Source organism: Solwaraspora sp. WMMD937 (assembly GCF_029581175.1).
Classification (GTDB): domain Bacteria; phylum Actinomycetota; class Actinomycetes; order Mycobacteriales; family Micromonosporaceae; genus Micromonospora_E.
The window spans coordinates 6,303,222-6,314,848 of record NZ_CP120738.1; the positions used below are offsets into that span (position 1 = coordinate 6,303,222).

The 11,627-nt window shown below is 72.7% G+C and carries 6 protein-coding genes and 1 pseudogene; 3 read left to right on the forward strand and 4 right to left on the reverse strand.

From position 1 onward, the window contains the following. Window positions 1-286 precede the first annotated feature (286 nt). Entirely contained in the window at window positions 287-1,684 is a 1,398-nt protein-coding gene (locus O7621_RS27865) for a trehalose-6-phosphate synthase (RefSeq protein ID WP_123603184.1), read from the forward strand. Beyond that, the gene (gene otsB / locus O7621_RS27870; RefSeq protein ID WP_282231953.1) at window positions 1,685-4,294 is read left to right on the forward strand and encodes a trehalose-phosphatase; all 2,610 of its coding nucleotides are present in this window, start codon (window positions 1,685-1,687) and stop codon (window positions 4,292-4,294) included. Window positions 4,295-4,340: 46 nt separating this feature from the next. On the opposite strand, the gene cobA is transcribed toward otsB, so the two are convergent. The 3 genes and pseudogenes from cobA to cobC all read right to left on the reverse strand — a co-directional run. Then, window positions 4,341-5,621 (reverse strand): uroporphyrinogen-III C-methyltransferase, encoded by a 1,281-nt coding sequence (gene cobA / locus O7621_RS27875; protein WP_282231954.1) that lies wholly within the window; start codon window positions 5,619-5,621, stop codon window positions 4,341-4,343. Continuing rightward, entirely contained in the window at window positions 5,618-6,667 is a 1,050-nt protein-coding gene (gene cobT, locus O7621_RS27880) for a nicotinate-nucleotide--dimethylbenzimidazole phosphoribosyltransferase (protein WP_282234766.1), read from the reverse strand. The genes cobA and cobT overlap by 4 nt, the downstream gene beginning before the upstream one ends. Before the next feature lie 47 nt (window positions 6,668-6,714). Then, window positions 6,715-7,806 (reverse strand): annotated as a pseudogene (gene cobC, locus O7621_RS27885) (Rv2231c family pyridoxal phosphate-dependent protein CobC); the annotation flags it as partial. A 182-nt stretch (window positions 7,807-7,988) separates the two neighbouring features. Here cobC and O7621_RS27890 point away from each other — a divergent pair. Then, window positions 7,989-10,052 carry a transglycosylase domain-containing protein gene (locus tag O7621_RS27890; RefSeq protein WP_282234767.1) on the forward strand — a complete coding sequence of 688 codons (2,064 nt, stop codon included), beginning with the start codon at window positions 7,989-7,991 and terminating at the stop codon, window positions 10,050-10,052. Here the strand turns inward: O7621_RS27890 and O7621_RS27895 are convergent. Continuing rightward, on the reverse strand, window positions 10,032-11,594 hold the full coding sequence (locus O7621_RS27895) for a cobyrinate a,c-diamide synthase (protein WP_282231955.1): 1,563 nt from the start codon (window positions 11,592-11,594) through the stop codon (window positions 10,032-10,034). The two genes, O7621_RS27890 and O7621_RS27895, sit on opposite strands and share 21 nt — an antisense overlap. Window positions 11,595-11,627 lie beyond the last annotated feature (33 nt).

The window sequence follows — 11,627 nt, forward strand, 5'->3', positions numbered from 1 at the left end:
GCACCGACCGGAGCGGCTGCGGGTGGTACGCGGTACGCGGTCGTGCGCAATACGACGATCCCGATCGGTGCGTACGCCGTTGTCAATCCTGACAGGTCCGACGCCCCGGCCGCACCTCACCCCACCGAACGACCGGGATCTTCGCGCCAGTGTTACCTGCCTCATTGCGCCCGGCCGGGTTTCGATGTCCTGATCAGCTGGGCACCAAGAGGGGGACGGGGGTCCGCCCGTCTGGCCCGCACAGTACGCTCATGGCGGTCCCGTAATCACCGGAGGTGTACGGAACGTGACGGTTCGGAGCTCGTTCGTAGTGGTCGCCAACCGCCTGCCGGTGGACGAGGTGACCACGCCGGAAGGTCGCCAGTGGCGGCGCAGCCCCGGCGGTCTGGTGACCGCCCTGCACCCGGTGCTCGCCGCGCACCAGGGCACCTGGGTCGGCTGGGCGGGTGGCGCCGGTGCGGCACCGGAACCCTTCGACCTCGAAGGCATCCGGTTGCACCCCGTCCCGCTGAGCGCCGAAGAGCTGGAACGGTACTACGAAGGGCAGTCCAACGCCACCATCTGGCCGCTGTACCACGACGCGGTCGAGACGCCGGCGTTCAAGCGCCGCTGGCGGGAGGCGTACCGGGTGGTCAACGCCCGGTTCGCCGAGGCTGCAGCGGAGGTCGCCGACGAGGGTGCGACGGTGTGGGTGCAGGACTACCAGCTGCAGCTGGTGCCGGCCATGCTCCGGGAGATCCGCCCGGACCTGCGGATCGGCTTCTTCCTGCACATCCCGTTCCCGCCGATCGAGCTGTTCATGCAGATGCCGCAGCGCGCCGAGATCCTGCGCGGGCTGCTCGGTGCCGACCTGGTCGGCTTCCAACAGCGGCTGGCCGCGCAGAACTTCGTCCGGCTGGCCCGCCACCTGCTCGGGCTGCGGTACGAGGGCCAGATGATCCAGGTCGACGGCCGTAAGGTCAAGGCGGGCGCCTTCCCGATCTCGATCGACGTTCCGGAGATGGAACGGATGGCCCACGACGCGACGGTGGAGGCGCGGGCCAAGCAGATCCGCGCCGAGCTGGGGGATCCGAAGACGGTGATTCTCGGGGTGGACCGGCTCGACTATACGAAGGGGATCGAACTCAGGCTGAAAGCGTTCCGGGAACTTCTTGCTGACGGAAAGCTGACAGTTCCGGACGCGGTTATGGTGCAAGTTGCCACCCCCAGCCGCGAGCGGGTCGAGCACTACCAGGCACTTCGGGTCAAGGTTGAGCGCGAAGTTGGCCGGATTAATGGTGAATTCGGCCGGGTGGGTGTGCCCGCCGTGCACTACCTGCACCAGTCGTACAGTCGCAGTGAACTCGCCGCGCTCTACCGCGCGGCCGATGTGATGATGGTGACACCACTGCGAGACGGAATGAACCTGGTGGCCAAGGAGTACGTCGCGGCCCGCGCCGACACCGGCGGCGCCCTCGTGCTCAGTGAGTTCGCCGGCGCGGCAACGGAGCTGCGTCAAGCGTTCCTGTGCAACCCGCACGACCCGGACGGCGTCAAGGATGCCCTGTTGCGGGCGGTGCACGTCGACAGTTCCGAGGCCCGGCGGCGGATGCGGATCATGCAGCGCCATCTGCGGACCCATGACGTCGGCCACTGGGCCCGCTCCTTCCTCACAGAACTCGGTGTGCCCGAGACGGAGGAATGAATGAGAACGTCCGTCCTTGACGGGGACGTACGCGCGGCCGCGGATCAGATCGATCCCGAGCTGCGCGCGGCGATCGGGCGGATCGCCCGGATGCCGATACTGCTGGTGGCCTGCGACTACGACGGCACCCTCGCACCGATCGTCGAGGACCCGACCAGAGCCGTGCCGCTACCGGAGTCGGTCGCGGCGGTGCGGGCGCTGGCCGCGCTTCCACAGACCACCGTCGCGGTGGTCTCCAGCCGGGCGCTGCGCGACCTCGCCGCGCTCTCCCGACTGCCCAGCGAGGTCCATCTGGTCGGCAGCCACGGGTCCGAGTTCGACATCGGCTTCGTCGAACGGCTGGCCCCCGAGCAACTGCAGGTGCACTCCCAGCTCAAGCGGGAGCTACGGCAGCTGATCAAAGACCAGCCCGGGGTACGGCTGGAGGTCAAGCCGGCCAGCGTCGCGGTGCACACCCGGGGCGCCGATCCGGCGGTCGCCGAAGCGGTCGTCGCGGGGGTCAACACTGGACCGGCCGCCTGGCCCGACGTCACCGTCACCCAGGGCAAGGAAGTCGTCGAACTGTCGGTGGTCGCCACCGACAAGGGCACCGCCCTGGACCAGATCCGCACCCAGACATCGGCCAGCGGCGTGCTGTTCATCGGTGACTCGATCACCGACGAGAGCGCCTTCGCCAACCTGCACGGCCCGGACGTCGGTATCAAGATCGGCGACGGCGACACCCGGGCAGCGTTCCGGGTCGCCGAACCGATCGACGCCGCGCGGGTGCTCGGCGTCCTGCTGGAGACCCGGCGCAACTGGCTCTACGGCGAGCACGCGGTGCCGATCGAGCGCCACTCGATGCTGGCCAACGGCCGGACCATCGCGCTGCTCACCCCGGACGCCAAGGTGACCTGGCTCTGCCATCCCAAGCCGGACTCGTCGGCGATCTTCGCCGATCTGCTCGGCGGCGCACCGGCCGGGCACTTCGCCGTCGCACCGGCCCGCGGCGGGTTCCCGCTGGGCCAGCGCTACCGGCCCGGCACGATGACCGTGGAGACCCGCTGGTCGGGGCTGACCGTCACCGACTGGCTGGACCATCCGCCGGCCGAGTCCTCCGCCGGCGACACGGTGCTACCGGGCGCCGACTCCACCCTGGTCCGGGTGCTCACCGGCACCGGGCAGGCACAGCTGGAGTTCGCGCCGCGCCCAGAGTTCGGCCAGGTGGCCGTGCAGTTGCAGCCGCTCGGTGACGGGCTGCTGGTGCTCGGGTCCAACGAGCCGGTGGCGCTCTACTCCCCCGGGGTGGAGTGGAAGGTCGTCGACGACGGCGGCCGGGAAACCGCCCGTGCCCTGGTCGACCTGGCAGCGCTCGACGGCATGCTCACCATGGAGCTGCGGTTCGGCTCGCACAGCCTGGAACACCACACCGTCACCGTGCAGCAGCGCCAGTCCACCGCGGAACAGCCGTGGCGGGAGTGGGTCCGGCAGCTGAAGCTGCCGAACACCGGCCGGGAGCTGGTCGCCCGCAGCGCGCTCACCCTGCGGGGGCTGTGCCACGAGGCGACCGGCTCGATCCTCGCCGCCGCAACCACCTCACTGCCCGAGGAGCTCGGCGGGGTACGCAACTGGGACTACCGGTACTGCTGGCTGCGGGACGCGGCGATGAGCGCCCGGGCGTTGGTCGACCTCGGCTCGCTGGCCGAGGCCGAGGCGTTCCTGCGCTGGGTGGACGGCTGCGTCGAGCGCACCGGCGGCCACCCGGAGCGGTTGCACCCGCTCTACACGGTGGAGGGACTGGAGCTGGGCGCGGAGGCGGTCATCGACACCCTCCCCGGCTACGCCGGCTCCCGCCCGGTGCGGGTCGGCAACCTGGCCAACCACCAGCTGCAGCTCGACGTGTTCGGGCCGATCGCCGACCTGCTCGCGGTGGTCGCCGATGCCCGTGGTTCGGTGCACGACGACGAGTGGCGGGTGCTGGAGGCGATGGTGCAGGCGGTCGAACGCCGCTGGCACGAGCCGGACCACGGCCTGTGGGAGGCCCGGCTCGCTCCCCGGCACCATGTCTTCTCCAAGGTCATGTGCTGGATGACGGTGGACCGGGCGCTGCGGATGGCGGGCCGGCACGGCGGCGGCGAACGGCCGGACTGGGTCGAGCTGCGCGACCGGATCGGCCGCAACGTGCTGGAACACGGCTGGCACGCCAAGGCCGGCGCGTACACGGTCGCCTACGGCGACGAGGAGATGGACGCCTCCTCGCTGTGGATCGGGCTGTCCGGGCTGCTGCCCGACGACGACCCGCGGTTCCTCGCCACGGTGCTCAAAGTGGAGGCGGACCTGCGCAGCGGCCCGGTGGTGTACCGCTACCGATGGGACGACGGGTTGCCAGGCCGGGAGGGCGGGTTCCACATCTGCACCGCCTGGCTGATCGAGGCATACCTGCGCACCGGGCGGCGCGGTGACGCCGAGGAGCTGTTCGAGCAGATGATCGACACCGCCGGCCCGACCGGTCTGCTGCCCGAGCAGTACGATCCGCTCGCCGAACGCGGGCTGGGCAACCATCCCCAGGCGTACAGTCATCTGGGGCTGATCCGGTGCGCGCTGCTGCTGGACGACATGCTCAAGCTCTGAAACCGGGGCTGGTCCGGCGCGCCGCTCCCCCGGCGCGCCGGACCAGTCAGTCCTCGGTCCGGGCGGCTCGGCCGGCCGGCCGGTCGGCTCGATCGGCCGGCACGTCCAGCGTGCCGACCACGTCGCCGAAGACAACCACGGCCGGCGGCCGCAGTCCGGCGGCGGCGGCCTCGCCGGCCACGGCACCCAGGGTCGACGTCAGCGCCCGCTGGGCACCGGTGGTCGCCTCCTGCACCACCGCCGCCGGGGTGTCCGCGTCACGGCCGTTGGCGAGCAGCGTCTCGGCGATCGCCGGCAGGTTCTTCAGCCCCATCAGCACCACCAGGGTGCCGCGCAGCCGGGCGAGCGCCGGCCAGTCGACGAGCGACAGCCGGTGCCCCGGCGGCAGGTGGCCGGAGACCACGGTGAACTCGTGGGCCACCCCCCGGTGGGTGACCGGGATACCGGCGGCAGCGGGTGCCGCGACCGAACTGCTCACGCCGGGCACCACCGACACCGGTACGCCCGCCTCGACGCAGGCCAGCAGCTCCTCGCCGCCCCGGCCGAAGACGTACGGGTCACCGCCCTTGAGCCGGACCACGACGGACCCGGCCCGGGCCCGGGCCACCAGGATCCGGTTGATCTCCTCCTGGGCGGCAGCCGGGCCGTACGGGATCTTCGCGGCGTCGACCAGCTCGACCCTGGCGGGCAGCTCGTCCAGCAGCAGCCCGGGCACCAGCCGGTCGGCGACCACCACGTCGGCTTCGGCGAGCGCGCGGCGGCCCTTCACGGTGATCAGTTCCGGGTCGCCGGGGCCGGCGCCGACCAGGACCACCCGGCCGGTCGGGCCGGGGCCGGCGGTGGCCGGGGCCTCCCCGGCGGTGCCGGCGACCGGGATGGTGCCGTCGGACAGCCGCTGGTCGATCGCGTCCCGGACCCGGACCGCCCGCTGCGGGTCCCCGCCGCCGAGCACCGCCACGGTCACCGGGCCGTGCCGGGTCACCGCCGGGGTCCAGGCGGTCGCCTCGGTCCGGTCGTCGGCCCGTACGCAGAACACCCGCCGGGGCTCGGCGGCGGCGCTGACTTCGGCCGCCGCCGCCGGGTCGTCGACCGCGACCTGGACCAGCCAGGCCCCGTCGAGGTCACCGGGCTGGAACCGCCGCTGCCGCCAGCCCAGCCGACCGGCGGTGACCAGGCCGTGCAATGCCGGGGTCAGCTCGGGTGACACGACGAGCACGTCGGCTCCGGCGTCCAGCAACGCCGGCACCCGCCGGGTGGCGACCGTGCCGCCGCCGACCACCAGCACCCGCCGGCCGTCCAGCCGCAGCCCCAGTGGGTAGAGGTTCACTTCTCGGAAACTCCCGCCGCGTCGAAGGTGGCCACCTCGTGCAGGACCCGGACCGCACTGGCCACCATCGGCCAGGCGAGCAGGGCGCCGGTGCCCTCTCCCAGGCGCAGCTCCAGGTCGACCAGTGGATGCAGGCCGAGCTGGCGCAGCCCAACGGTAGCCCCCGGCTCCACCGAGCGGTGCCCGGCGACCATCGCGGCGGTGCAGTGCGGGGCCAGGGCCGCCGCTGCCAGCGCGGCGGCCACCGCGCTGACCCCGTCCAGGATCACCGGGATCCGCCGGGCGGCGGCGCCGAGCAGGAAGCCGCAGAGCGCCGCGTGTTCCAGCCCGCCGAGCGCGGCCAGCACACCGACCGGGTCGGCCGGGTCCGGCCGGTGCCGACGCAGCGCCGCCTCCACCACGGACACTTTCCGCTGGTACGTCGGCTCGTCGACCCCGGTGCCCCGGCCGGTGACGTCAGCCGCCGTCGCACCGGTGAAGCCGGCGATCAGGGCCGCCGCCGCGGTGGTGTTGGCGATCCCCATGTCCCCGGTGAGCAGGCTGGCGGCGCCACCGTCGTGCAGGTCGCCGGCGACCCGGATGCCCACCTCGACGGCGGTACGGGCCTCGTCGACGGTCATCGCCGGCCCGCTGGACAGGTCGGCGGTGCCGGGGCGTACCCGGGCCGACACGAGCCCGTCGGCGGGCTCCAGCGGCGCGGCCACACCCACGTCTACCACGGTGACGCTGGCCCCCATCTGGCGGGCGAAGGCGTTCACCACCGCGCCGCCGGCCAGGAAGTTGGCCACCATCTGCGCGGTGACCTCCTGCGGCCAGGGGGTGACCCGCTGCCGGTGCACCCCGTGGTCGGCGGCGAAGACGGCCACCGCGCCGGGCTCGGGCAGCGGTGGTGGGCAGGCCGCGGCGAGGCCGGCGAGCCGTACCGAGAGCTCCTCCAGCGCGCCGAGTGAGCCGGCCGGTTTGGTCAGCCGGGCGTGCAGTGCGCGGGCCTGAGTCATCGCGTCACCGTCAGGTGGCCGGATCCGCGCCAGGGTCGCCTCGACCAGTGAGCCGGTCGGGCCGTCGGGCGCAGGACCTCCAGAGCCGTCGGGCATCAGTCCTCCAGGGTGGTCGACAACACGGAGACGAAGGCGTCGGTGGTGGCAGTGTCCCGTACGGCGATCCGCAGCCAGTCGACACCCAGCCCGGGGAAGGTGTCGCCGCGGCGTACCGCGTAGCCCCGCTCACGCAGCCGGTGCCGCACCCGCTGCGCACCGGCGACGTGGATCAGGACGAACGCGCTGGCCGGGGTGCCGGCCACGGTGACCCCGGGCAGTTCGGCGAGCCGTCGGACCAGGTGGGCGCGCTCGGTGGCGAGCGCGGCGGCGAACCGGCGTTCGGCGCCCACCGCCCGGCGGCTGGCGCACACCTCGGCGGCGACCAGCGCCGGAGTGGCGACCGGCCACAGCGGCGCCGCGGTGGCGAGCCGGCGCAGCAGCGGCTCCGGGCCGAGTAGGTAGCCGATCCGCAACCCGGCCAGTCCCCAGGTCTTGGTCAGGCTGCGCACCACGACGAGTCCGGGCAGGTCGCGCCGGTCGGCCAGCGACTGCGGTTCACCAGGTACGCCGGCGGCGCAGGTGGTGTCGGCGAACGCCTCGTCGACGACGACGACCCGGCCCGGTCGGGTGAGCGCGGCGACCGTCTCGGCGGGGTGCAGCACCGACGTCGGGTTGGTCGGGTTGCCGATGAGCACCAGGTCCGCGTCGGCCGGGACGAGGCCGGGGTCGAGGGTGAACCCGGTGTCGGCGGACAACAACACCCGGTCGACCCGGTGCCCGGCGTTACGCAGGGCGGCTTCCGGCTCGGTGAACTGCGGGTGCACCACTACCGGGCGGCGGGCGTCGCGCAGCGCCTGGGCGATCAGGACGAAGCCCTGGGCGGCGCCGGCGGTGAGCAGCACCTCGCAGGCGGGCCGGCGGTGCCGGTCGGCGACGGCCGTGACGGCGGCCCGCTGGTCGGGGTAGCGGGCGAGATCGCGCAGGCTGGCAGAGACCGGTTCGGTCAGCCAGCGTGGCGGTTCGCCGACGCGGACGTTGACCGCCAGGTCGATCAGGCCGGGGGTGGCCTCGACGTCGCCGTGGTGCCCGAGATCGTACTCCTGCATGGTGGCGATCATGCCGGGCGAGCGGGATGGAATCGACGAAGGGTGACGCTTGTGACACGATTCGTCTTATGGTTTTAATCCTTTTGGTCACTTTTTGTGGCTGTCCAGCTTAGCTTTGGGCCGTGAGGAAACGCACCCGCCACCCCGCTCGCAGTGGCCGCCTCGTCCAACTGCTCCGGGCCGGTCTGATCGCCGGTGTCGTGGTCGCCGCCGCCGCGTACCCGATGGCCGCCGTCGCCGGTCTCGGCGTCATCGCAAGCACCAGGGCGATCGACCAGATTCCCAGCGAGCTGCGCGACGCCCAGCCCGCCCAGACGTCATACGTCTACGCCGCCGACGGCAAGACCCTGGTGACGATGTTCTACGAGGAGCACCGCAAGTACGTACCGCTGACCGAGATGTCGCCGTTCATCCAGCAGGCCATCGTCGCCTCCGAGGACAACCGGTTCTACCAGCACTCCGGCGTCGACCCGAAGGGCGTCGCGCGGGCCTTCGTCGCCAACCAGCAAGCCGGCGGGGTGTCCCAGGGCGGCTCCACCCTGACCATGCAGTACGTCCGGCTCGCCCTGCAGCAGACCGCCCAGAACCCGCTGGAGCTGCAGGCGGCCACGGCACAGACCCCCGGCCGCAAGATCCGGGAGATCCGGATCGCCATGGAGCTCGAGAAGCAGATGTCCAAACCGGAGATCCTGGAGCGGTACCTCAACGCCGCCTACTTCGGTCACCGGGCGTACGGCATCTACGCCGCCGCGGAGATCTTCTTCTCCAAGCACCCGAAGGCGCTGACCGCCAGCGAGGCCGCGCTGATCGCCGGACTGGTCAAGGCACCGTCGGAGTACGATCCGGCGACATCGGACCAGGCCGCGGCCACCGAGCGGCGCAACTACGTCATCGACCGGATGGCCGACCTGGGCTACCTCTCCCCGGTCGCGGCCGAGCAGGCCAAGGCCGAACCGATCCGACTCAACCTGAGCACCCCGCCGAACGAGTGCGTGTCGGTGCCGCAGGAGCACAACGACTGGGGCTTCTTCTGCGACTACCTAAAGTCCTGGTGGATGAGCCAGAAGGCGTTCGGCGACAGCCCGTCCGAGCGGCTGGCCAACCTGCGTACCGGCGGGTACCGGATCGTCACCAGCCTCGACCCCGGCATCCAGAAGGTCGCCCAGGAACAGGTCACTTCCCGGGAGTCGATCGGCAGCCCGTTCGCGCACGGCCTGGTGGCGGTCGAACCCGGCACCGGACAGGTCAAGGCGATGGCGGTGAACCGGGTCTACTCGCTCGACCAGACCGGCAACGGCCAGCACTCCAACCCCAACCTGCGGGAGAAGGTCAAAGGCAACTACCCGAACACGGTGACACCGCTGCTCGGCGGCGGCGACCTGCCCGGGTACCAGGCCGGCTCGACCTTCAAGATGTTCACCATGCTGGCCGCGCTGGACGCCGGAATGCCGTTGCGTTCCGGATTCAACGCGCCGCACCGGATCAACTCCATCTACGACGGCGGCCAGGGCAGCAGCAGTTGCGGCGGACGGTGGTGCCCGAGCAACGCCGACGGGTCGATGGCCGGCTTCCACTACATGTGGTCCGGGTTCGGTAAGTCGGTCAACACCTACTTCGTCTGGCTGCTGCAGCAGGTCGGCGCGGAGAAGGCGGTGCAGATGGCCGAGCGGCTCGGGCTGCGTTGGCGTACCGACGTCGACCGGCGCAACGCCTCACCCGAGTACGCCAGCAAGTGGGGTGCGTTCACCCTCGGCGTCTCCGACGTGACCCCGCTGGAAATGGCGAACGCGTACGCCACCATCGCCGCCGACGGCAGCCACTGCGAGGACTCCCCGGTGTTGGCGGTGGAGAACCCGGACGGCACCCCGGTCACCTACCGGGCGTTGACCGGGGTCGACGTCGAGGTGGCCACCCCGCGCTGCCGGGCGGCCTTCTCGCCGGACGTGGCCCGAGCCGCCACCGACGCCGCCCGCTGCCCGGTCGGTGACCGCCCGGCCGCTGGCGGCTGTGGCGGCTGGGCCACCGCCGAAGGGGTCGCCAAGGCGGTCGGGCGGCCGGTTGCCGGCAAGACCGGTACCACCGACAGCACCCGGTCCGCCTGGTTCACCGGCTACACCCCGGAACTCGCCGTGGCCAGCTTCATCGCCGACCCGGACAACCCGTTCAACGCGGTCGGCGACTGGCAGTCGCAGAAGCCGGTGGACTCGGCCGCCGGAACGTTGAAGAACGCCCTCAAGGGCAAGCCGCCACGCCAGTTCACCCCGCCGTCAGCCGAGATCGTCGGCTGAGGCCACCAGCACCGGCTCGGTGTCCTCGTCGTCGCCGACCGACGGCGGCCGCGGCCCGGCCGGGTGCGGTGCGGCCGGGTGCGGTGCGGCCGGCCCCGGCGGCACCGGCGGGCCGGGCTCACCGGGCGGCGGGCCGACCCGGCCGTCGCCCGCCCCCGGCCGGCCGTCGGCGGCGGCGACCACCAGCCGCCGGGCGATCTCCGGTGCCCCCGCCCAGTGCAGCGTCAACTGGGAGGCGTGCACCCGACGCCAGACGAAACCCTCCGGCACCCCGTTGCCCCACGTCCACGCGGGGGTGTGGCCGGCACGCGGGGAAACCACCGCCTGGTGCTGCTTGTAACCGATCAGTCGACCACCGAGCGGCGCGACCGGAGTGGCCGCCCGCGACGTCGCCTCCCGGTAGCCGACGATCATCCGGTCGGTGGTCGACGCCGCCGCGTCGAACACCTCACCCATCGGCCGCCCGTCACACTCCCGGACCAGCCAGAGCAGCCCGGTCCCCTCGGCCAGTACCGGCCGGCCGGACCGGGCCAGGTCGGCCACCGCGAGGGTCAACGCCCGGTTCCCCGACAACTCCGGCAGGTAGGTCTCCGGCAGCCCGCCGGGCAGCACCAGCGCCGCCGTCGCCTCCGGCAACGACTCGTCCCGCAGCGGGTCCACCGGCACCACCGCGGCACCGGCGGCGGTGAGCAGTTCGACGGTCTCCGCGTAGCCGTAGATCAGCTCAGCGGTGCCGGCGACCGCGATCACCGGACGCCGGGCCGGCGGCGGCGCCGGCGGCACCCCGGCCGCCTCGGCCTCGGCGGCCAACGCGTCGCCGGCGGTCCACTCCGGCACCGGCAGCGGCGGCGCCGACCGGGCCATCGCCAGCACCAGGTCCAGGTCGACGGCCGCGTCCACCGCCTCACCGAGCCGACGGATCAGCCGTACCGTGTCGATGTTGTGATGCGCGACCGGCACCACCCCGGCCGGGCGCGGGATCCCCGCCGGCAGTTCACCCCGGTGCAGCGCGCCGAGCACCGGCACGCCGATCTCGTCCAACGCGGTACGGAGCACCTGTTCGTGCCGCGCCGAGCTGACCCGGTTGAGGATCACCCCGCCGAGCCAGAGCAGTTCGTCGTACGCCCGGAAGCCGTGCACCAGCGCGCCCACCGACTGACCCATCGTCGCCGCGTCCACCACCAGCAGCACCGGGGCACGCACGGCGGTGGCGACAGTGGCCGTGGACGGACTGTCCGGTCGGCTGCCGAGACCGTCGAACAGCCCCATCGCCCCGGCGACCACGGCGATGTCGGCGCCGGCCGCACCGTGCGCCAGCAACGGACCGATCCGCCCGGAGCCGACCAGCATCGGGTCCAGGTTGCGGCCCGGACGCCCGGCGGCGGCACCCAGGTACGCGGCGTCGGTGTGGTCCGGCCCGACCTTCAGCCCGGCGGTGTTCAGCCCTCGGTGCCGCAGCGCGGCCAGCAGGCCGATCGCCACCGACGACTTGCCGTGGCCGGATGCGGGGGCGCTCACCACCAGGCGGGGCAGGGACGGCATCTACGACTCCTCTGTACGTACGGGTGGCGGACG